Origin of the sequence: Mycobacterium sp. (assembly GCF_046091765.1) — a bacterium.
Classification (GTDB): Bacteria; Actinomycetota; Actinomycetes; order Mycobacteriales; family Mycobacteriaceae; genus Mycobacterium.
This window is the reverse complement of record NZ_JBJTCF010000033.1, coordinates 11331-31867: the sequence shown is the minus strand read 5'-3', so window position 1 is coordinate 31867 and position 20537 is coordinate 11331. Positions and strand designations below refer to the sequence as shown.

Here is a 20537-nt window from a genome sequence, read left to right as displayed (position 1 = left end):
GGACAGGTGACCCGCGGACCGGCAACCGAGCCGTTGACCGCACGCGCGGTGACGGTGCGCGGGGGCGAGATCGTCGCGGAGTGATCCGCCGGTCAGAGCAGAACCGCGTCGCCCTGCTTGAACTTCGCCGCCGAGACGCCGGCCAGGGTGCGCCGCGGCCCGGGGGTCCCCCGCCCAACGGTCCGGGCGGTCCGGGCGGTCCGGGTCCCGGGTCAAACGGGCCGTCCGGGCCACCGAACTAGGCCAGGAAGTCCGCCGGCAGTTCCTCGAGCATCTGGCGGACCATGCGCACCGCGTAGACCGAACTTCCGCCCCCGACGATGAGCGCCGCGAAGGCGAGATCTCCCCGGTAACCGGTGAACCACGCGTGCGAGCCGCCCTCGAACTCGGCCTCGCCGGTCTTGCCGTACACCACTCCGGCGCCGTCGATCTCGCGTGCCGTTCCGTTCGTGACCACCAGTCGCATCATCGAGCGCAGCCCGTCGAGAACCGCGGGAGAGGGAGTCGGGTGCTCGCCGGTCTCAGCCGTCTCGCTGCCCACGATCAACCGGGGCGTCGGAGTTTTGCCGGCGGCGACGGTGGCGGCCGCCAGCGCCATCCCGAACGGGGTCACCACGACCTTGCCCTGGCCGAAGCCGTCCTCGGTGCGCTCGGCGAGGTTCACCGTCGGGGGCACCGAGCCGGTGACGGTCGTCAGGCCCTCGATCGTGTAGTCCGATCCGATTCCGTACTGCGCGGCCGCAGCGGTCAGCGCCGTCGGTGGCATCCGGCTGGCCAGCTCGGCGAAGGTGGTGTTGCACGAGTTGGCGAAGGCCTTCGCCAGCGGCACCACACCGAGGTCGAACTTGTTGTAGTTGGGGATGGTCCGGTGACCGATGTCGATCTCGCCGGGGCAGCCCAGCAGCGTGTTGGGTGTGGCCATGTCGCGCTGCAGGGCGGCGTGGGCGGTGACGATCTTGAACGTCGAGCCCGGCGGATAGAGGCCCGTCGTGGCCGCCGGGCCGTCGGCGTCGGCCGCGGCGTTCTGGGCCAGCGCCAGGATGTCGCCGTTCGACGGCCGGAGCACCACCAGCATCGCCTTCTGCCCACGGGTGTCCACCGCATGCTGGGCGGCATCCTGCACCGCACGGTCGAGGGTGAGGTTCACCGACGGCGCGGGTGTGGGCGCCACCTCGGTGAGCACATCGACATCGGCGCCGTTCTGGTTGACGCTGACCACCCGCCAGCCGGCGGCACCGTCGAGCTTGTCGACGACGGCGTTTTTGACCTCGCCGAGCACCGCCGGCGCGAATTCGGGGTCGGTGGGCAACAACTCGGCCAGCGGGGTGACCACCACACCGGGCAGCGAGTCCACGAACGCGGCGATCCGGTCGTGGTCGGCGGGTTTCAGCGTGATCAGGTTTAGCGGACCGCTGGCCGAACTGGCCTGCTCGGCCAGCCGCTGGGCGTTGAGCGTGTCGTCGAAGGGCCGCAGGGCATCGACCACCAGCCCAGCGGTGGACATCAGGCTGGCTCCGGCCCGGGCCGCGTCGAGTTGGTAGCGGTAGTGGTTTCCGGGAACCAGGACCTCGGTGCCGCTCATCTCGTTGACCGACGCCCGACGCGGCGCGTCGGCACGCAGTTCGAAACTCTGGTGCTCGCCGAGCTTGGGATGCAGTGCGCGGGCCGTCCAGCGCACCCCCCACCCGCCTTCGTCGCGGCTCATGTTGAGCACCCCGTCGTAGGTCCAGGTGCGGTTCCGCGGCAGGGTCCAGGTGAAGCGATAGTTGACCGAGCCGGTGTCCACGCTGAACCGGGAGCCCAGGACCTCGGCCTCCAGTTTCGTGGCCTGCAGCCCCGCCCAGGCCTGGTTCAGCGCGGCATGCGCCTCGGTCGGGCGGTCGCTCAGGTCGGCGGCCGCGCCGGTGTCACGCCGGCCGAGTTCGGCGAAGAACTGCCCGGCCGCCGCCGCCGGACCGTCCGGTCGGGGCGTGCACCCCGACAGCGTCGGGGCGGCGGACAGCGCGATCGCCAGGCACAAACCGGTGACGCGCGTGAATATTGAGGTTTTCGTTGCCATTGGGGCTGATGTTATGAGTTCGTGACCCGCTGCGCGGGGAGGCGCACCGCGTCGCGGCTCAGTCCAGCAGCACCGTGGCGAACGTGCCGACCTCGACGAAGCCCACCCGCGCGTACGCCGAACGGGCCACCCGGTTGAAGTCGTTCACGTACAGGCTGGCGGTACGCCCGCTGCCCAGGACCGCCGAGGCCACCGCGGCCGTGCCCGCCGTACCGAGCCCGTGACCGCGCCATTCCGGGTGCACCCACACGCCCTGGATCTGTCCGACCCGCGGCGACTGCGACCCGATCTCGGCCTTGAACACCACCCGCCCGTCCTCGAAGCGCGCGTAGGCGAGGCCCGCTGCGATCAGGCCGGCCACCCGCCGCCGATAGCCCCGCCCGCCGTCCCCGGCGCGCGGGTCGATGCCGACCTCGTTGATGAACATGTCGACCGCCGCGACCAGGTAGGCGTCCAGCTCCTCGGACCTGACCCGGCGGACCGCCGGGTCGACCGGAGTGCGCGGACGCCCGGTGAGCGCCAGCAGCGGCTGGCGGTCGCGCACGTCCCGGGCCGGGCCCCAGCCGTGCTGCAGTCGGTCCCACATCGGCAGGACCAGATCGGCTCGGCCGACCAGCGAGGAGCACCGCCGGGTCGTGCGCAGCGCCTGGTCGGCGAACGCGACCAGGTCCGCGGGGCCCCCGCGCAGCGGGATCATGTTGGCTCCGGCGAAGCACAGCGAGGACTCGGCGTGCCACCGGGTCCACAACTCGCCGCCGATGCCGCGGGGGTCCAGGCCGTGCTCGGCGACCCGCGCGGCCACCATGCACGCCGCCACCGGATCCGCGGCGAGCACCCGCGACACGGCCGAGGCGTCGCGCACGACCGAAATCCGGCGACCGCCGATCGGAGGGGCGAGGGGCGGAGCCGACATCAGAAGTCCTTCGGGGGATGTCACCGCCGAACGCGGCGGAGCACTACCGTCAGCTTACGGTCACCATCGGCGAACCGCCCGCAGATGCGTCCGAACCGCCGAGCTCTTCGGCGATGCGCATCGCCTCCTCGATGAGCGTTTCGACGATCTTGGATTCCGGAACCGTTTTAATCACCTCGCCGCGGACGAAGATCTGGCCCTTGCCGTTGCCCGATGCCACACCGAGATCGGCTTCCCGCGCCTCCCCCGGACCGTTGACCACACAGCCCATCACCGCCACCCGCAGTGGCACGTCGAGGCCTTCCAGGCCGGCGGTCACCTCGTTGGCGAGCGTGTAGACGTCGACCTGCGCCCGACCGCACGACGGGCAGGAGACGATCTCCAGCCCGCGCGGTCGCAGATTGAGCGACTCCAGGATCTGGTTTCCGACCTTGACCTCTTCGACCGGGGGTGCCGACAGCGAGACCCGGATGGTGTCACCGATCCCGCGGGAGAGCAGCGCGCCGAACGCGACAGCGGACTTGATGGTCCCCTGGAACGCCGGACCGGCTTCGGTGACACCGAGATGCAGCGGGTAGTCGCACTGCTCGGCGAGCAACTGGTAGGCCGAGACCATCACCACCGGATCGCTGTGCTTGACGCTGATCTTGATGTTGCCGAAGCCGTGCTCCTCGAACAGCGACGCCTCCCACAGGGCGGACTCCACCAGCGCCTCCGGAGTGGCCTTGCCGTACTTCTCCAGGAACCGCTTGTCCAGCGATCCCGCGTTGACGCCGATGCGAATCGGAACGCCCGCCTCGCCGGCGGCTTTGGCCACCTCGGCGACCCGGCCGTCGAACTCCTTGATGTTGCCCGGGTTGACCCGCACCCCGGCGCACCCGGCGTCGATCGCCGCGAAGATGTAGCGCGGCTGGAAGTGGATGTCGGCGACCACGGGGATCTTGCTCTTCTTGGCGATGACCGCCAGTGCGTCGGCGTCCTCCTGGCGTGGGCAGGCGACCCGCACGATGTCGCACCCGGTCGCGGTGAGTTCGGCGATCTGCTGCAGCGTCGCGTTGATGTCGTGGGTCTTGGTGGTGCACATCGACTGCACCGACACCGGATAGTCGCTGCCCACCCCGACGTCGCGCAGCATGATCTGGCGGGTCTTGCGCCTCGGCGCCAGAGTGGGAGCGGGGGCGGTCGGCATGCCCAGTCCGGTCATCGACTCTCCTACTGGAACAACCTGATCGGGTTGATCAGGTCGGCGGTAACGGTGAGCAGCATGTAGCCGACCACCACGAACAGGATCACGTAGGTGACCGGCATCAACTTCTGGTAGTTCACCGGAGCCGCGGGTGCGAACCCGCGCAACGCGCGCAGCATGTTGCGGATCTTCTCGTAGAGCGCGACCGCGATGTGCCCGCCGTCGAACGGCAGCAGTGGTACCAGATTGACCGCACCGAGGACGAAGTTCAACTGGGCCAGGAAGAACCAGAACGCGACCCACAGGCCCTGGTCGACGGTGTCGCCGCCGATGATGCTGGCCCCCACCACGCTGATCGGAGTCTCCGGGTCGCGCTCGCCACCGCCGATCGCGTGCACCAGGGCGCCGACTTTGGTCGGGATGGTCGCCAGCGACTTGCCCAGTTCGACGGCGAGGTCACCGCTGAAGGCGAACGTCGCCGGAATGGCCGAGAGGACGTTGTAGTGCGTGGGTGACAGTTGCGCCGCGCTGATGCCGATGGCGCCGACCTCGGACGGACCCGCCGGCGCACCGCCGCCGGCCGGAGCGACCCAGCGCTGGGTGGTGACGACGTCGACGACGAACTGCTCGGTGGTTGCGACGCCGTCACGGGTGCGCTCCACCACGAACATGGTCGGTCCGGACGACTTCTGCACGGCGGTGACCATCTCCGCGAAGGTCTTGACCTCGGTCGGTCCCACCTTGACGATCACGTCGCCGGGCTTGATTCCGGCCTGCGCGGCGGGTCCCGCACCGGAGCAGGTACCGAGTTCGCCCTTGACGACTTCGGCCTTGACGCAGGACGTGTCGCCGACGATGGCGGTTGTCGGCGGCCGCAGGCTGGGAAGCCCCCAGGTCACGGCGATGGCGTAGATCAACACCAGTCCGATGATGAAGTTCATCGCCGGCCCCGCGAAGAGCACCGCGACGCGCTTCCAGGTCTTCTGCTTGTACATCGCGTAGGGCTCGTCCTCGGGCCGCAGTTCCTCGACCGCGGTCATGCCGGCGATGTCACAGAAGCCGCCGAGGGGAATGGCCTTGACCCCGTACTCGGTGGAGCCCAGGGTGTTGGGCCGCCGGGTGGACCACAGGGTCGGCCCGAAGCCGACGAAATACCGCCGCACCTTCATCCCGGTGGCCCGCGCCACCCACATGTGGCCGCACTCGTGCAACGCCACCGAGAGCAGGATGGCGAGCGCGAACAGCACGATGCCGACTGCGAACATCATCGGATCGAAGCCACCTCCTGCGCGGCGACCGCCACGGCCTGCCCGGCTCGTTGCCTCGCCCAGCGCTGGGCGTCGAGCACGTCTTCCACGGTAGCGGGTTGGGCGGTCCACCCGTCGGCGGCCCGCAGGACCTCGGCGATCGTCCGGACGTTGCGCGGGAACCGGATGGGCCCCGCCCGGGAGGCCGCGGCGGCCTCCGCGGTGGCGGCGGTGTACACCGCGGTCATGCAGCCACCGGCCTCTCCGGCCTGGCGGGCGAGGTCCACGGCGGGAAACACCGCGCTGTCCAGCGGTTCGAAGTCCCAGCGCGACGGGGCGTCGAAGACGCAGGCGGCGGCCGCGTCGGCGACTCGCTGCGGCCAGCCCAGGGCGAGGGAGATCGGCAGTTTCATGTCCGGCGGACTGGCCTGCGCGAGTGTCGACCCGTCGGTGAAGGTGACCATCGAGTGCACGATGGACTGCGGGTGGACCACCACGTCGATGCGGTCGTAGGGCACGCCGAACAGCAGGTGCGTCTCGATCAGCTCCAGGCCCTTGTTGACCAGCGAAGCGGAGTTCAGCGTGTTCATCGGGCCCATGTTCCAGGTGGGATGCGCGCCGGCCTGCTCGGGTGTCACCGACTCCAGGTCGGCCGCCGGCCAGCCCCGAAACGGTCCGCCCGACGCGGTCAGCACGAGTCGGGCGACCTCCTCGGCGCGGCCCCCGCGCAGGCACTGGGCCAACGCGGAATGCTCGGAGTCGACCGGGACGATCTGGCCGGGCCGGGCGGCCTTGGTGACCAGCGGACCACCCGCCACCAGTGATTCCTTGTTGGCCAGCGCGAGCCGCGCGCCGGTGGCCAGGGCGGCCAGCGTCGGCTCCAGTCCCAGCGCCCCGACCAGGGCGTTGAGCACGACGTCCGCCTCGGTATCGGCCACCAGCCGGGTGGCGGCGTCGGGGCCGCTGAAGGTGACCTCACCGATCCGGTCGGCCGCAGCCGCGTCGGCGACGGCGACCCTGCCGACCCCGGTTTCGGCGCGCTGACGGGCCAGCAGGTCCGCGTTGGCACCCCCCGCGGCCAGCCCGACCAGTTCGAAACGGTCCGGGTTGGCGGCGATGACCTCCAGCGCCTGCGTACCGATCGAGCCGGTGCTGCCGAGGACGAGCACGCGCACGCGCGATGGGGACATGTCCTCATTATCCCTGCCGGACTATCCCTGACGGATCAACCCAGCCGTCCCATCAGCCCCGTCAGCCCGACTGGTGTACCGCACTTCCTGTGAGTGCGGTCACACACACCCATCCTCGCCGCCCGGCGCGACGAAGATCGGGGTGTGGCCGTCGATCGCGGCCGCATCAACTCGTCGCAAGGAGAGATCGACCTATGAAAAGCTCAACCTTCACTGTCGTTGGCCTGGCCGCCGTCACCGCTCTGACCCTGGCCGGATGTTCCTCCGCCACCAAGGAAGCCAAGGAGACTGCCTCCGAAGCCACGTCGGCGATGACCACGACCACGGCCGCGGCCGCTCCCGCCGCCGGTGACCTCGTGGGCGCGGGATGCGCGGGTTATGCGGAGAAGGTGCCCACCGGTCCGGGATCGGTGGAGGGCCTGGCCAAGGACCCGGTCGCGACCGCAGCCTCCAACAGCCCGGTCCTGACCACGCTGTCCTCGGCTCTGTCGGGCAAGCTCAACCCGGACGTGAACCTGGTCGAGACCCTCAATACCGGCGAGTACACCGTCTTCGCCCCGACCGATGACGCGTTCGCCAAGCTGGACACCGCGACCGTCGACAAGCTCAAGACCGACGCCGCCCTGCTGACCTCGATCCTGACCTACCACGTCGTCCCGGCGCAGGCCGGCCCGGCGCAGGTGGTCGGCACGCACGCCACCGTCCAGGGTGCCAACCTCGAGGTGACCGGGTCGGGCAATGACCTCAAAGTCAACGACGCCGGCGTCGTCTGCGGCGGCATCAAGACGGCCAATGCCACGCTGTACCTGATCGACACGGTGCTGACCCCGCCGGCCGCGCCGGAGACCCCGGCCGCGACCGCCACGCCGACGCCGTAAGGCCCGGCAACCCCCCACCGGCTACCCCCATCGGCCGGCCAGGGCGACGCGCCTCTCCTTCACGTCGCCCTGGCCGCGCCCCCGGGGTGGCCCGGCCTGGTCACCGGGACCACCGCAGGGCAGCATAGGGCCATGCCTGTGCTGCTGTGGTTTCGCCGCGACCTCAGACTGCAGGACCTGCCCGCACTCGCCGAGGCCGTCGGCGGCGATCCGGCCGTCCTGGCCTGCTTCGTGCTGGACCCGCGGCTGGAGGCGTCCGCGGGTGCACGGCGGCTGCAGTTCCTCGGCGACTCGCTGCGCTGCCTGTCCGACGTCCTGGCCGGACGCCTGTTGGTCGTGCGGGGCCGTCCCGAGGATCTGATCCCCCGGGTCTGCCGGGCGGCGGACGCCAGCGCGGTGCACATCTCGGCGGACTTCAGCCCGTTCGGGCTTCGACGCGACGCCGCGGTCGGGGCCCAGCTCACCGCCGCGGGCGCCGAACTGATCGCGACCGGATCTCCGTACCTCGTCTCACCGGGCCGGGTCACCAAGGACGACGGCAGCCCCTACAAGGTCTTCACCCCGTTCTTCGCCCGCTGGCGCGAGGTCGGCTGGCGCGAGCCCGCCCGGTCGGGAGCCGGCAGCGCCGAGTGGATCGACCCCGACGCCCTCACCGGCCTGCCGGCGCGCATCGACGCCCCCGATCCGGGCGCGGCCCTCGATGTGCCCGCGGGCGAGGCGGAAGCACTGGCACGGTGGGCGCAGTTCACGGCCGACGGCGTCGGGCGCTACGCGAGCGACCGCGACCTGCCTGGCACGCCGGGGACCAGCCGCATGTCGGCACACCTGAAGTTCGGCACGATTCACCCCCGGACGATGGCGGCGAGCCTTGATCTGCGCGACTCGGGGTCCGCGGCCTACCTGCGGGAGTTGGCGTTTCGCGACTTCTACGCCGAGGTGCTCTACCGCTGGCCCCACAGTGCCTGGCGGAACTGGAATCCGAAGTTCGACGCCATCGAGGTCGAGACCGGCCCGCAGGCCGAAGCGGCTTTCGAGGCCTGGAAGCAGGGACGGACCGGGTATCCGATCGTCGACGCCGGGATGCGTCAGCTGAGCCAGACCGGTTTCATGCACAACCGGGTCCGGATGATCGTGGCGTCGTTTCTGGTCAAGGATCTGCACCTGCCGTGGCAGTGGGGAGCGCGCTGGTTCATGGAGCAGCTCGCTGACGGCGACGTGGCCAGCAATCAGCACGGCTGGCAATGGTGTGCCGGGACCGGCACCGACGCCGCGCCGTATTTCCGGGTTTTCAATCCGACCGCGCAGGGCGAGAAGTTCGACCCGGACGGGACCTACGTGCGGCGCTGGGTTCCCGAGTTGGCCGAGACCGCGGATGTCCATCGACTCAAGTCGGGACGTCCCGGGGACTACCCGGAGCCGATCGTCGACCACGCAGCCGAGCGGGCCGAGGCCTTGCGCCGTTATGGCCTGATCGGCTGAGCCGGCTGTGCCAGAATGACGGCAGGGACAGGACAGGAGCCGTCATGGTCAGCACCGAAATCGATCGTTACGAGGTCGACCCCGCCGAGGTACCGTCGGCGTCCTGGGGGTGGAGCAAGATCACCCACCGCACCTGGTATGCCCTGGGGATCTTCATCGTCGTCTTCCTGCTCGGCATGATGCACGGCAACCACATCGGCCACGTCGAGAACTGGTTCCTGATCGCGTTCGCGGCGCTGACCACCGGGGTGATCGTCCGCGACTGGTGGCTGCGCCGGCGCAAGCTGCTGCGCTAGCGTCCGGACCCGCCTTCGGCCGCCAACTGACCGCACGCGGCGGCGATCTCGCGTCCGCGGGTGTCGCGAACGGTGCAGGAGACACCCTGCGCGCGCACCCGGCGCACGAACTCCCGCTCGACCTCCTTGGGACTGGCGTCCCACCGGCTGCCCGGCGTCGGGTTGAGTGGAATCAGGTTCACGTGCGCCAGCGGGCCCAGCACCCGGTGCAACTCCCGGCCCAGCAGGTCGGCCCGCCACGGCTGGTCGTTGACGTCGCGGATCAGCGCGTACTCGATCGAGACCCGCCGCCCGGTCGCGTCGGCGTAATAGCGCGCCGCATCCAGAACGTCGTCAACCTTCCAGCGGTTGTTCACCGGCACCAGCGTGTCGCGCAGGTCGTCGTCCGGGGTGTGCAGCGACACCGCCAGCGTCACACCGAGGTGTTCGTCGGCGAGCTTTCGGATCGCCGGCGCCAGACCCACCGTCGACACCGTCACCGACCGCGCCGAGATGCCGAAGCCGTCGGGCGGCGCAGCGGTGATGCGCCGCACCGCTGCGACCACCCGCGCGTAGTTCGCCAGTGGCTCGCCCATCCCCATGAAGACCACGTTGGACAGCCTGTCGTTGAAGCGATCGCGCACGGTGACCGCGGCCGCGCGCACCTGCTCCAGAATCTCGGCCGTACTGAGGTTGCGGGTCAGCCCCGCCTGTCCGGTGGCGCAGAACGGACAGGCCATCCCGCAGCCGGCCTGGGACGAGATACAGACTGTGTTGCGCTGCGGATAGCGCATCAGCACCGACTCGAAGGTGGTGCCATCGGGACTGCGCCACAGCGTTTTTCGGGTCTCGCCACCGTCGCACTCAATCTCGCGGACCGCTGAGAGCAGAGGCGGGAACAACGCGCCGGCCACCGCATCGCGGACCGCGGCCGGCAAATCGGTCATCTGGTGCGGATCGGCGACCAGCCTCCCGTAATACTGCTTCGCGAGCTGGGAGGCCCGGAAGGCCGGCAGGCCGAGTTCGGCAACGGCGGTGACGCGCTCGTCGGCGTCGAGGTCGGCGAAGTGCCGTGCGGGCAGAGCCCGGCGCGGTGCGTCGAAGACCAACTCGGGCATCAGGCCAGCAGGCTCAGGACGATCCAGGTGGCCGCCGCTGAGGGCAGCGCTCCGTCGATACGGTCCATCAGACCCCCGTGCCCGGGCAGCAGTGTTCCCATGTCCTTGATGCCGAGGTCGCGCTTGACCTGGGACTCGACCAGGTCGCCGAGGGTGGCCGTGGCGACCAGCATCAGGCCCAGGGGAATACCGACCCAGGCGGGTTTGTCCATCAGGAACGCCACCGCGAGGACCGCGGCGGTGGTGCCGCACACCAGTGAGCCGGCGAGTCCCTCCCAGGACTTCTTCGGGCTGATCGCCGGGACCATCCGGTGCTTGCCGAAGAGGACCCCGGCGGCGTACCCGCCGACGTCGGAGAACACCACTGTGAGCATCAGGGCGAAGACGCGCGCGTACCCGTCGGGCGGATAGACCAGCAGTGCGGCGAAGGCCCCGCACAGCGGGATCCACGCCGCCAGAAACACGGTGACCGACGCATCGCGCAGGTAGTTGACCGGCTGGTTGCGCAGACCCTCGCCGAACAGCCGCCAGGTCAGGCAGACCAGGACCGTTCCGCCGAACGCGCCCAGCGCACCGGTTGCGCCGAACGGCCAGGTCAGCCAGACCATCGCCTGGCCCCCGAGCAGCAGCGGGATCAGCGGGATGACATAGCCGGCGTCGCGCAGGCGGCGCACCACCTCGTGGGTCGCCACCGCCATGGCGATCGCCACCATCAGGACCCAGCCACGCGGCGCGAACACCAGGGTCGCGATGACCATGCCGCCGAGCGCCAGGCTGACCGCGATCGCGGCGGGCAGGTTGCGACCGGCGCGAGACGGTGTGGTGTCGGACACGGGCGCGACGTTGCCGGAGGGTCCTCAGACCTCCAGCAGTTCGCCTTCCTTGTTCTTGACCAGTTCCTCGATCTGTCCCACATAGGTGTGAGTCACCTTGTCGAGGTCTTTCTCGGCACGGCCGACCTCGTCCTCGCCGGCCTCCCCGTCCTTGCGGATGCGGTGCAACTCCTCCATCGCGCGCCGGCGCACGTTGCGCACCGAGACCTTGGCGTCCTCTCCCTTGGCCTTGGCCTGCTTCACCAGTTCGCGCCGACGCTCCTCGGTCAGCGACGGGATCGCCACCCGGATCACGTTGCCGTCGTTGGTGGGGTTGACCCCCAGATCGGAATTGCGGATAGCCTCCTCGATGGCGCGCAGCTGACCGTTCTCGTAGGGCTTGATGACCACCAGACGCGCCTCGGGCACGTTGACGCTGGAGAGCTGCGTGATCGGGGTCGGCGAACCGTAGTAGTCGACAACGATCCGGGAGAACATGCCGGGATTGGCCCGCCCGGTGCGGATCGAAGAAAGGTCGTCGCGGGCGACCGCCACGGCTTTTTCCATCTTCTCCTCGGCATCGAAGAGCGCTTCTTCAATCATCCTCGTCGCTCCTCATCATGACTCGGCATCATCTCAACTCGTGACCAGCGTCCCGATCTTCTCACCCGCGACGGCTCGGGCGATATTGCCGTCCATCAGCAGGTTGAAGACCAGGATCGGCATCCCGTTGTCCATGCACAGGCTGAAGGCCGTCGCGTCGGCGACCCGCAGGCCGCGGTCGATGACCTCGCGGTGGCTGATCTCGGTCAGCAGTTGCGCGGCCGGGTTGAGCCTGGGGTCGTCGGTGAAGACCCCGTCGACCGCCTTGGCCATCAGCACGACCTCGGCGCCGATCTCCAGCGCGCGTTGCGCTGCGGTGGTGTCGGTGGAGAAGTACGGCAGCCCCATACCGGCGCCGAAGATCACCACCCGCCCCTTCTCCAGATGCCGGCGCGCCCGCAGCGGAAGATAGGGTTCGGCGACCTGGCCCATCGTGATCGCCGTCTGAACCCGGGTGACGATGCCTTCCCGTTCCAGGAAGTCCTGCAGCGCAAGGCTGTTCATCACCGTGCCGAGCATGCCCATGTAGTCCGAGCGGGTGCGTTCCATGCCGCGCTGCTGCAGCTGTGCGCCGCGGAAGAAGTTGCCGCCGCCGATCACGACGGCCACCTCGACGCCCGCCCGAACGACCTCAGCGATCTGACGGGCCACCAGGGCCACCACGTCGGGATCCAGGCCGACCGCGCCGCCGCCGAACATTTCACCGCCCAGCTTGAGCAGCACCCGGGAGTAGTTCGGCCGCAGCGCCGCGGACCCGTTGCTGCCCTCGCCCATGGCGACAATCCTGCCTCATCCGCGCCTGCAGCCCGGCGGGGGGTCGCGCGTCCTACCCGGTAGTGGTGATCGGCGGCCAGGGCTTAGCCGCCTCAAGCTCGTAGGCCAGCTCGAGCAACCGTCGGTCATGGCCCATCGGCGCGGCCAGCATCATGCCGACCGGCATCCCGGCGGCGTCCTGGGTCAGCGGCAGCGAGATCGCCGGGTCGCCGGTGGCGTTTTGCAGCGGGGTGAAGGCCACCCAGTCGGTCAGCCGGTCGATGACCTCCTGATAGTCCGCGGTCGGGTCGAGGTGTCCGATGCGCGGGGTCTGGTCAGCCAGGGTCGGGGTCAGCAGAATGTCGTGGTCGCGGAAGAACCGCGCGCTCAGCCGCCGCAGTCTGCCCAGCCGGGTGATCGCCACCGGCATCCGGTGCAGATTGCGGCTGGCGTGGCGATCCAGTCCCAGTGTGAGGTTGTCCAGCCGGCTCCGGTCAAAGGACGGGCCGAAGGTGCGCTTCCCGGAGCGGACGAGCGTCATCGCCAGCAGCGACCAGTACAACAGGAAGTCGTCGGCGAAGTAACTCGGCACCGGGGTGCGGTCCAGATGCTCGACACGGTGTCCCAGTTGCTCGAGTAACGCCGCGGTCTGCAGGGTCAGCTCACGCACGGCCGGGCTGGAATCCCGGTTCACCGATCGGGTGACCACCGCGACCCGCAACCGGTCCCGGCCCGGTCCGGTGACCGCGCCGACCGGGAGAAGTCTGCGGTTGCGCCAGATTCGCTCGGCTTCCCGGTAGAACGCCGCGGTGTCGCGCACCGAGCGGGTCAGCACGCCGTCGTTGACCAGTCGCACCGGCATCTGGCGGGCCAGCTTGTCCAGCGGCAGGCGACCACGCGAGGGTTTCAGGCCGACCAGTCCGTTGCAGGCCGCCGGGATGCGGATCGAGCCGCCCCCGTCGTTGGCGTGGGCGAGGGGCACCACGCCGGCGGCGACGAACGCACCCGATCCCGACGACGACGCTCCGGCGGTGTAGTCGGTGTCCCACGGGTTGCGCACCGCGCCGAGGCGGGGATGCTCGGCCGAGGCGCTGAACCCGAACTCCGACAATTGGGTCTTGCCCAACGGGATCAGGCCGGTCGCGAGGAAGAACCGGGCGAAGTCGCCGTGGCCCGGCAGCGGACGCGGCTCCCAGGCGTCGGTCCCTTGCATGGTGGGCATGCCCTCGACGTCGACGTTGTCCTTGATGTAGGTCGGCACGCCGTCGAAGTACCCGCCCTGGCGGGCCGTCGCACGCTTTCTGGCCTGCTCGAAGGTGTCGTGCGCCAGCCCGTTGAGGGCGGGATTCACCGCCTCGGTGCGGGCGATCGCGGCCTCGACCAGCTCGGCTGCCGACACCCGGCCGGTCCGCAGGGCGTCGACCGCAGCCACAGCGTCGAGGTCGCCGAGGGCGTCATCGCGAAACGCGTTCACATGCCTCATGGCCGGGCGCTCTAGGGCTGACCGACCTCGAAGCGGACGAACCTGGTGACGGTGACACCCGCCTCGTCGAGCAGCGCCTTGACGCTCTTCTTGCCGTCGGACACCGACGGCTGCTCGAGCAGCACGTGGTCTTTGAAGAACCCCGTGATCCGACCCTCCACGATCTTGGGCAGTGCCTGCTCGGGCTTGCCCTCGGCTTTGGCGGTCTCGGTGGCGATGCGGCGCTCGTCGGCCACGACGTCTTCGGGGACATCCTCGCGGGTGAGGTAACGCGCCTTGAGCGCGGCGATCTGCAGGGCTGCGGCGTGCGCGGCGTCGCGGTCGGATCCCTCGAACTCCACCAGCACGCCCACGGCCGGGGGCAGGTCGGCGGCCCGCTTGTGCAGGTAGGTCTCGACGTTGCCGTCGAAGTACTGCACGCGGCGTAGTTCCAATTTCTCGCCGATCTTGGCGGACAGTTCGGCGATGGCCTGCTCGACGGTCTTGTCGCCGATCTTGGCGCTCTTCAGGGCGTCGACGTCGGTGGCCTTGGCGGCCAGTGCGGCATCGACGATCTGCTCGGCCAGTCCCTGGAACTCCGCGTTCTTGGCGACGAAGTCGGTCTCGGAGTTCAGTTCGATCAGGGCGCCGGCTTTGGCGGCCACCAGACCCTCCGCGGTCGACCGCTCGGCGCGCTTGCCGACGTCTTTCGCGCCCTTGATCCGCAGCGCCTCGATCGCCTTGTCGAAGTCGCCGCCGTTCTCGGCCAGCGCGTTCTTGCAGTCCAGCATGCCGGCGCCGGTCACCTCGCGAAGCCGCTTGACATCGGCGGCGGTGTAGTCAGCCATCTCAGCCCTCCGTGACGGTGGTGGTTCCGGCGCTGGCTCCGGATGCGGATTCGGCGGCGACCGGTTCAGCGACGGGGGCAGCGTCTGGGGCAGCGTCTGGCGCCGGTGCGGCGTCGATGGCCGCACTGGCCAGCAGCTCCTGCTCCCACTCGGCCAGCGGCTCGGCCTCCTCCTGCTTGTCCCCGCCGAGTCCGGCGCGGGCCTGCAGACCCTCGGCGACCGCGGAGGCGATGACCCGGGTGAGCAGCGCGGCCGAACGGATCGCGTCGTCGTTGCCGGGGATCGGATAGTCGACCAGGTCGGGGTCGCAGTTGGTATCCAGGATCGCGATGACCGGGATGCCCAGTTTGCGGGCCTCGCCGACGGCGATGTGCTCCTTGTTGGTGTCGACCACCCACACCGCCGAGGGCACCTTGTTCATGTCGCGGATGCCACCGAGGCTGCGCTCGAGCTTGTTCTTCTCCCGGGTCAGACCCAGGATCTCCTTCTTGGTGCGTCCCTCGAAGCCCCCGGTCTGCTCCATCGCCTCGAGTTCCTTGAGGCGCTGCAGCCGCTTGTGCACGGTGGCGAAGTTGGTGAGCATGCCGCCCAGCCAGCGCTGGTTGACATAGGGCATGCCGACCCGCTTGGCCTCCTCGGCGATGGACTCCTGGGCCTGCTTCTTGGTGCCGACGAACAGCACGCTGCCGCCGTGGCCGACCGTCTCCTTGACGAACTCGTAGGCCCTGTCGATGTAGGTCAGGGTCTGCTGGAGGTCGATGATGTAGATGCCATTGCGGTCGGTGAAGATGAACCGCTTCATCTTGGGGTTCCAGCGCCGGGTCTGATGCCCGAAGTGGGTGCCGCTGTCGAGCAGCTGTTTCATGGTCACAACAGCCATGATTTGGCCAGTCCTTGTGGAGTCGTCGGTTGTCGCCCGGCATCGGGTGACGCCGGGCCCTGGCGCCTGCGCCCACGCCGACCCGCCTTTCGGCGGGACCAACCGGCGTGCGCGGCATCTGTCGACTCGAAACAATCGACACTGCTTACAGGCGCGCGAAGTCAATCCGCTGATGCGAACTGCAGATCCTGAGTTTACACACAGCGCCGTGCCGATCCCCAATCGGCCGGTGCCCGCAACGCTCACCGGGGTCGATCACGCTGAACTGGACGGATGCGCTTCGCAGTGTTCTTCGGCGTGCTGCTGGCCCTGGCCCCGGCCGGGCATGCCGAGGGCGTGCGGTTGCAGTGGCCGCTGCGGCCGGGCACACCCACGGTGACCCGGGTTTTCGACGCCCCCGCTCCGGACTGGCAGCGCGGCCACCGCGGAGTGGATCTGGCCGGTGTCCCCGGTCAGCCGGTGTACGCCGCCGCGAACGGCACCGTGGTCTTCGCCGGCCTGCTGGCCGGGCGGCCGGTGGTGTCGATCGACCATCCGGGCGGACTTCGGACCAGCTACGAGCCGGTCGAGGCCGCGGTGGCACCCGGGCAGTCACTGGCCGACGGCGCGCCGCTGGGCCGGCTGATCGCCGGGCACCCCGGTTGCCCGGTGGCAGCCTGCCTGCACTGGGGTGCGATGTGGGGTCCCGCCGCCCGCGCCGACTACCTCGACCCGCTGGGGCTGGTGCAGACCACGCCGATACGGCTCAAACCGCTGGCCGTCAGGCCCGCGGATGGGCCTGATCGTGCACGGCGCGCAGCCGGGCGACGGTGACGTGGGTGTAGAGCTGGGTGGTGGCCAGGCTGGAGTGGCCGAGCAGTTCCTGGACCACCCGCAGGTCCGCGCCGCCCTCCAGCAGGTGGGTCGCGGCACTGTGACGAAGCCCGTGCGGACCGATGTCCGGCGCCCCGTCGACGGCCGACACCGTCTGGTGCACGACGGTGCGGGCCTGCCGCGGATCCAGCCGGCGACCGCGCGGACCCAGCAGCAGCGCCGCGCCGGAACCGGCACCGGCCAGCGCCGGCCTGCCGCCGGCCAGCCAGGCCGACAGCGCCGCTGACGCCGGCCTGCCGAACGGAACGGTGCGCTGCTTGTTGCCCTTGCCCAGCACCCGCACCACGCGCCGGTCGGTGTCCACGTCGTCGAGATCCAAGCCGCACAGTTCGCTCACCCGGATCCCGGTGGCGTAGAGCAGCTCGACGATGAGGCGGTCGCGCAGCGCCAGCGGGTCACCCTGCTCGGCGCCGAGGTCGGCGGCGTCCATCGCCGCCGCGGCCTGGTCGGCGCGCAGCACCGCGGGCAGGGTGCGCCGCGCCTTGGGCAACTGCAGCCGGTTGGCGGGGTCGGCGGCCAGCAGGCCGCGGCGCACAGCCCAGGCGGTGAAGGTCTTGACCGCAGAGGTGCGTCGGGCCAGCGTCGTGCGGGCCGCACCGGCGGCGGCCTGGGCGGCCAGCCAGGACCGCAGCGCCGGCAGCGACAGGGCGTCGAGCCCGGCACCGGGGGCGCGCTCGTCGAGGAAGGCGAACAGCGAGCGCAGATCGGTCAGGTAGGCCCGCCGGGTGTGCTCGGAGCGGCCGCGCTCCAGCGCAAGGTGATCAGCGTAGGCGTCGAGAATCTCGGCGTAGTCGGGGCGGCGGTCCACCCCCCTACCGTCGCAGACCGGCCGCCGGGATGCCGTCAGCCGCCGGGCGTGTCCGGGCGCGAACCGCTATTCCACCAGTCGGCGCCGCATCGCCTCGGCGACGGCAGCCGCACGGTCGGACACCCCGAGCTTCTCGTAGAGGCGCTGGACGTGGGTCCGCACCGTCGTCGGAGCAAGGTGCAGTCGCGCCGCGATGTCGGGCACCGAGAGTCCCTCGGAGATCATCTTGATGACTTCGGTCTCCCGGGGGGAGAGCAGGGTCGCGTCTCCGCGCGATCGCTGCCGGAGTTCGTTGGCCAGGCCGCTGGCCACCTCGGTGGGCACATAGCCGTCGCCGCGGGCGCAGCTCATGATCGCGGCCACGATCTCGTCGCGATCGGATTCCTTGGTCAGGTATCCGGCCGCGCCGCCGGCCAGGGCCTCGTACACGGTCGCGGGGTCCTCGGTCGCGCTCAGGATCAGGACATGGGTCGGCAGGCCGTCGCGGGCCACCGCCTGGGCCACCGCGAGTCCGTCCAGTTCGGGCATCCGGTAGTCCAGCACCGCCACCGCCGGCTGATGTTCGCGGATCGCCTCCAGCGCGGCCCGGCCGTCGCCGACCTCGGCGACGACGTTGATGCGGCCGGTGTCCTTCATCGCCCGCACCACCCCGGCCCGGTACATCGGGTGGTCGTCGCCGACCACCACGGTGACGAGTTCCGACTGTCTCGGCATACCTGCTCCTCAGCTGCTGTGCTGCCGGTGGTAATCGTTTCACAGCCCCAGTTGATCCACCGGTTACGGTCGGAAGGTGTCTCCCGTGGAACTGCCCGAGCTCGACCGGATCCGCCACGCCTACGAACTGAACGCGCTGAGGATCGTCGCGCTGGTGCGCCTCGGCGTGGCGGTGGTGATGATCGTCGCCGCTCACGTCGGCCTGCGTCCGCGCTGGCCCGCCTACGCGCCGATACCGTGGTTGTACCTGCTGGTGGCGATCTGCACAGCCGCGATACTGTTCAGCGCCCGCGGGCGCGCGTTGGCCTCCTCGGCAAACCTGTCCCGCCTGCAGCTGGTGCTGGTCGTCATCGACGTGGCGATGGTGCTCACTTTCAAACTGTCCTGCCCGGACGGCGCCTACGTCCCGCTGCTCGCCCTGACGCTGCTGCCGGTCATGGTGGTGCTCGACGTCTCGTGGCGGCGGGCCACGCTGGTGCTGGTGGCGATCGCGGCGATCTTCACTTTCGAGATCTCCACCGACCCGGTGATGCGCGAGCAGATCGGGCCGGGCCGGATGACCCTGGTGTGTGTGGTCTTCGTCTTCCTGTGCTGCACCGTGTGGCTGGCGGTCTACGCGCAGGCCCGCCACATCGACGAGATCGCGCACCTGACCGCCTCGCGCCAGGCGCTGCTGATCGACGCGATCAGCGCGTCCGACGAGCAGCGCCGCGTCATCTCGGAGTACCTCCACGACGGTCCGCTGCAATCGGTGCTGATGGCCCGCCAGGACATCGTCGCGGCCCGCAAGCGAAACCCCGACGAAGGACTCGACCGCGCCCTGGAGGGACTGCGCGAGGCGACCGCGCAAATGCGCGAGGCGACCTTCGAACTGCATCCCGCGGTGTTGGCCGGAGCCGGCTTGGCCCGCGCCCTGACTCAGCTCGCGGCCACCCAGTCCGATCGTTCCGGCATCGATATCACCGTGGACATCGACTACCCTCGACCCGACGACACCGATCCCCTGGTCTTCGGCGTCGCGCGCGAGCTGCTCTCCAACGTCGTGCGGCATTCGCGGGCGACCAGGGCGACGCTCACCCTCAAGGAGGTCGACGGCGTGTGCCACCTCGACGTCGCCGATGACGGGATCGGGGTGTGCACGGACGAGGCCGCGCGCCGCCTCGCCGAGGGTCACATCGGGCTCGCCTCCCAGCGAATACGGATCGAGGCCGCCGGGGGTTCGATGTCCTTCCTCGATGCACCGACCGGCACCCATGTCGCCGTCACTGTGCCGCTGGCCGACGCCGCCCGCCCCGCGGCCGCCCTGGGCTAGCCGGGTTTGCGGGCCAGCCGCCAGCGTCCGTCCTGACGCTGCACGAGACCGGCGATCTCCAGCATCGCCAGCGATCCGAGCACCCGGGCTGCGGCCATTCCCGAGGCGACTGAGATCTGATCAGGCGTACTGGCGCCGCGCGCGGGAAGGGCGTCGTAGACCTGGCGCTCGATGTCGGTCAACCCATCCAGCGCGGTGGTGGGTCCGTAGAGTTGGTCGGCGAATTCACCTGCCCGGCCGACGACCTCGCGGACCTCATCGGCCCGGGTCACCAGTTCCGCCCCCTGGGCAAGCAGCGCATGGCAGCCGGCTGAGGAAGCCGACGTGACCGGCCCGGGCACCGCACACACCACTCTGCCCAGCGCCCGCGCCCACGCCGCGGTGCTGGCCGCCCCACTGCGCACACCGGCCTCGACGACGACCGTCGCCCGCGTCAGGGCCGCGACCAGCCGATTGCGGGTCAGGAATCGGTGCCGCGCCGGCCGCACGCCTGGCGGGTACTCGCTGACCAGCAGACCGGTCTGGCCGACCCGGTGCAGCAGCGCGGAGTGCCCGGCCGGGTAGAGCACATCGAGCCCACCGGCCAGCACCGCGACGGTCACCCCGTCGGCGGCCAGGGTGGCCCGGTGCGCGGCGCCGTCGATACCGTAGGCGCCGCCGGAGACGACGGCGATGTCACGCTCGACGAGCCCGGCCGAGATCTCCGCCGCAACATGCTCGCCGTACGCGGTGCAGGCCCGGGTGCCGACGATCGCGGCTGCGCGCTCACCCACCTCGTCGAGCCGGAGCGGGCCGATCACCCACAGCGCCAGCGGCGGATGACCCTGCGGCTTGTCGCGCAGTGGGATACCGCCGAAGGACGCAAATGCCAGTGTCGGCCATTCGTCGTCGTCGGGAGTGACGAGCCTGCCGCCGCGTCGGTCGAGCAGATCAAGATCGTCGGCCGCGCAGTCGATGTCGCGTCGCGCCTCCGTGCTGCGCAGCAGTTCCGGGCCCACCGCACCGCGACGGACGCGCTCCGCCGCCTCCTGCGCGCCGATGCCGGAAATCAGTTCGGCCAGTTCGGCACACGGCTGTTCGGCCACCCGGGACAGGTATGCCCACGACCGCGCCATCTCTTCTCGCTC

General features: G+C 70.2%; 20 protein-coding genes. 5 read left to right on the top strand and 15 right to left on the bottom strand.

The genetic code is table 11. From position 1 onward, the window contains the following. Positions 1–238: 238 nt before the first annotated feature. The 5 genes from ACKOB8_RS03040 to dxr are packed head-to-tail and all read right to left on the bottom strand — an operon-like array spanning position 239 to position 6595. Positions 239–2059, bottom strand: coding sequence for a penicillin-binding transpeptidase domain-containing protein (locus tag ACKOB8_RS03040; RefSeq protein ID WP_526375505.1), 1821 nt, complete (start codon positions 2057–2059; stop codon positions 239–241). A gap of 58 nt (positions 2060–2117) precedes the next feature. Next, the gene (locus ACKOB8_RS03035; protein WP_526375503.1) at positions 2118–2972 is read right to left on the bottom strand and encodes a GNAT family N-acetyltransferase; all 855 of its coding nucleotides are present in this window, start codon (positions 2970–2972) and stop codon (positions 2118–2120) included. 49 nt (positions 2973–3021) lie between these two features. After that, the gene (gene ispG, locus ACKOB8_RS03030; protein WP_526375501.1) at positions 3022–4176 is read right to left on the bottom strand and encodes a flavodoxin-dependent (E)-4-hydroxy-3-methylbut-2-enyl-diphosphate synthase; all 1155 of its coding nucleotides are present in this window, start codon (positions 4174–4176) and stop codon (positions 3022–3024) included. 8 nt (positions 4177–4184) lie between these two features. After that, complete coding sequence (locus ACKOB8_RS03025; protein ID WP_526375499.1) at positions 4185–5426, bottom strand: M50 family metallopeptidase; 1242 nt, start codon at positions 5424–5426, stop codon at positions 4185–4187. Further along, positions 5423–6595: a 1-deoxy-D-xylulose-5-phosphate reductoisomerase gene (dxr, locus tag ACKOB8_RS03020; RefSeq protein ID WP_526375497.1), complete on the bottom strand. Its 1173-nt coding sequence runs from the start codon at positions 6593–6595 to the stop codon at positions 5423–5425. The genes ACKOB8_RS03025 and dxr overlap by 4 nt, the downstream gene beginning before the upstream one ends. Positions 6596–6789: 194 nt before the next feature. Between dxr and ACKOB8_RS03015 the strand changes: the two genes are divergently transcribed. The 3 genes from ACKOB8_RS03015 (at position 6790) to ACKOB8_RS03005 (ending at position 9248) form a co-directional block, all read left to right on the top strand. After that, positions 6790–7473: a fasciclin domain-containing protein gene (locus tag ACKOB8_RS03015; protein ID WP_526375495.1), complete on the top strand. Its 684-nt coding sequence runs from the start codon at positions 6790–6792 to the stop codon at positions 7471–7473. 132 nt (positions 7474–7605) lie between these two features. Continuing rightward, positions 7606–8952 carry a cryptochrome/photolyase family protein gene (locus ACKOB8_RS03010; protein ID WP_526375492.1) on the top strand — a complete coding sequence of 449 codons (1347 nt, stop codon included), beginning with the start codon at positions 7606–7608 and terminating at the stop codon, positions 8950–8952. Positions 8953–8996: 44 nt separating this feature from the next. Further along, complete coding sequence (locus ACKOB8_RS03005) at positions 8997–9248, top strand: DUF2631 domain-containing protein (protein ID WP_526375490.1); 252 nt, start codon at positions 8997–8999, stop codon at positions 9246–9248. Here the strand turns inward: ACKOB8_RS03005 and rlmN are convergent. The 7 genes from rlmN to rpsB are packed head-to-tail and all read right to left on the bottom strand — an operon-like array spanning position 9245 to position 15703. Continuing rightward, on the bottom strand, positions 9245–10345 hold the full coding sequence (rlmN, locus tag ACKOB8_RS03000) for a dual-specificity RNA methyltransferase RlmN (protein ID WP_526375488.1): 1101 nt from the start codon (positions 10343–10345) through the stop codon (positions 9245–9247). The two genes, ACKOB8_RS03005 and rlmN, sit on opposite strands and share 4 nt — an antisense overlap. Next, positions 10345–11178, bottom strand: coding sequence for a phosphatidate cytidylyltransferase (locus ACKOB8_RS02995; RefSeq protein ID WP_526375486.1), 834 nt, complete (start codon positions 11176–11178; stop codon positions 10345–10347). The genes rlmN and ACKOB8_RS02995 overlap by 1 nt, the downstream gene beginning before the upstream one ends. A 24-nt stretch (positions 11179–11202) precedes the next feature. Next, a complete protein-coding gene (gene frr / locus ACKOB8_RS02990; protein WP_526375484.1) occupies positions 11203–11760 on the bottom strand; it encodes a ribosome recycling factor in 558 nt (185 codons plus the stop codon). A 33-nt stretch (positions 11761–11793) separates the two neighbouring features. Beyond that, positions 11794–12534 (bottom strand): UMP kinase, encoded by a 741-nt coding sequence (gene pyrH, locus ACKOB8_RS02985; RefSeq protein WP_526375482.1) that lies wholly within the window; start codon positions 12532–12534, stop codon positions 11794–11796. Between the two features lie 52 nt (positions 12535–12586). Then, positions 12587–13996 carry an amidase gene (locus ACKOB8_RS02980; RefSeq protein WP_526375479.1) on the bottom strand — a complete coding sequence of 470 codons (1410 nt, stop codon included), beginning with the start codon at positions 13994–13996 and terminating at the stop codon, positions 12587–12589. Between the two features lie 11 nt (positions 13997–14007). Then, the gene (tsf, locus tag ACKOB8_RS02975; RefSeq protein WP_526375477.1) at positions 14008–14823 is read right to left on the bottom strand and encodes a translation elongation factor Ts; all 816 of its coding nucleotides are present in this window, start codon (positions 14821–14823) and stop codon (positions 14008–14010) included. 1 nt (position 14824) lies between these two features. Then, a complete protein-coding gene (gene rpsB / locus ACKOB8_RS02970) occupies positions 14825–15703 on the bottom strand; it encodes a 30S ribosomal protein S2 (RefSeq protein WP_526375475.1) in 879 nt (292 codons plus the stop codon). Between the two features lie 273 nt (positions 15704–15976). Here rpsB and ACKOB8_RS02965 point away from each other — a divergent pair, with 273 nt between their 5' ends. After that, complete coding sequence (locus ACKOB8_RS02965) at positions 15977–16516, top strand: M23 family metallopeptidase (RefSeq protein WP_526375473.1); 540 nt, start codon at positions 15977–15979, stop codon at positions 16514–16516. Here the strand turns inward: ACKOB8_RS02965 and ACKOB8_RS02960 are convergent. Then, positions 16464–17384, bottom strand: a complete 921-nt coding sequence (locus ACKOB8_RS02960) for a tyrosine recombinase (RefSeq protein WP_526375470.1) — start codon at positions 17382–17384, stop codon at positions 16464–16466. The two genes, ACKOB8_RS02965 and ACKOB8_RS02960, sit on opposite strands and share 53 nt — an antisense overlap. A gap of 66 nt (positions 17385–17450) precedes the next feature. After that, positions 17451–18098: a response regulator transcription factor gene (locus tag ACKOB8_RS02955; RefSeq protein WP_526375468.1), complete on the bottom strand. Its 648-nt coding sequence runs from the start codon at positions 18096–18098 to the stop codon at positions 17451–17453. 76 nt (positions 18099–18174) lie between these two features. Between ACKOB8_RS02955 and ACKOB8_RS02950 the strand changes: the two genes are divergently transcribed. After that, positions 18175–19410 (top strand): sensor histidine kinase, encoded by a 1236-nt coding sequence (locus ACKOB8_RS02950; protein WP_526375466.1) that lies wholly within the window; start codon positions 18175–18177, stop codon positions 19408–19410. Here the strand turns inward: ACKOB8_RS02950 and dprA are convergent. Beyond that, the gene (gene dprA / locus ACKOB8_RS02945; RefSeq protein ID WP_526375509.1) at positions 19407–20525 is read right to left on the bottom strand and encodes a DNA-processing protein DprA; all 1119 of its coding nucleotides are present in this window, start codon (positions 20523–20525) and stop codon (positions 19407–19409) included. The two genes, ACKOB8_RS02950 and dprA, sit on opposite strands and share 4 nt — an antisense overlap. Between the last annotated feature and the right edge of the window lie 12 nt (positions 20526–20537).

Coding starts and splice junctions, on each gene's coding strand:
- ACKOB8_RS03040 (WP_526375505.1), bottom strand. CDS start 2,059: ATGGCAACGAAAACCTCAATATTCACGCGCGTCACCGGTTTGTGCCTG.
- ACKOB8_RS03035 (WP_526375503.1), bottom strand. CDS start 2,972: ATGTCGGCTCCGCCCCTCGCCCCTCCGATCGGCGGTCGCCGGATTTCG.
- ispG (WP_526375501.1), bottom strand. CDS start 4,176: ATGACCGGACTGGGCATGCCGACCGCCCCCGCTCCCACTCTGGCGCCG.
- ACKOB8_RS03025 (WP_526375499.1), bottom strand. CDS start 5,426: ATGATGTTCGCAGTCGGCATCGTGCTGTTCGCGCTCGCCATCCTGCTC.
- dxr (WP_526375497.1), bottom strand. CDS start 6,595: ATGTCCCCATCGCGCGTGCGCGTGCTCGTCCTCGGCAGCACCGGCTCG.
- ACKOB8_RS03015 (WP_526375495.1), top strand. CDS start 6,790: ATGAAAAGCTCAACCTTCACTGTCGTTGGCCTGGCCGCCGTCACCGCT.
- ACKOB8_RS03010 (WP_526375492.1), top strand. CDS start 7,606: ATGCCTGTGCTGCTGTGGTTTCGCCGCGACCTCAGACTGCAGGACCTG.
- ACKOB8_RS03005 (WP_526375490.1), top strand. CDS start 8,997: ATGGTCAGCACCGAAATCGATCGTTACGAGGTCGACCCCGCCGAGGTA.
- rlmN (WP_526375488.1), bottom strand. CDS start 10,345: ATGCCCGAGTTGGTCTTCGACGCACCGCGCCGGGCTCTGCCCGCACGG.
- frr (WP_526375484.1), bottom strand. CDS start 11,760: ATGATTGAAGAAGCGCTCTTCGATGCCGAGGAGAAGATGGAAAAAGCC.
- pyrH (WP_526375482.1), bottom strand. CDS start 12,534: ATGGGCGAGGGCAGCAACGGGTCCGCGGCGCTGCGGCCGAACTACTCC.
- ACKOB8_RS02980 (WP_526375479.1), bottom strand. CDS start 13,996: ATGAGGCATGTGAACGCGTTTCGCGATGACGCCCTCGGCGACCTCGAC.
- tsf (WP_526375477.1), bottom strand. CDS start 14,823: ATGGCTGACTACACCGCCGCCGATGTCAAGCGGCTTCGCGAGGTGACC.
- rpsB (WP_526375475.1), bottom strand. CDS start 15,703: ATGGCTGTTGTGACCATGAAACAGCTGCTCGACAGCGGCACCCACTTC.
- ACKOB8_RS02965 (WP_526375473.1), top strand. CDS start 15,977: ATGCGCTTCGCAGTGTTCTTCGGCGTGCTGCTGGCCCTGGCCCCGGCC.
- ACKOB8_RS02955 (WP_526375468.1), bottom strand. CDS start 18,098: ATGCCGAGACAGTCGGAACTCGTCACCGTGGTGGTCGGCGACGACCAC.
- dprA (WP_526375509.1), bottom strand. CDS start 20,525: ATGGCGCGGTCGTGGGCATACCTGTCCCGGGTGGCCGAACAGCCGTGT.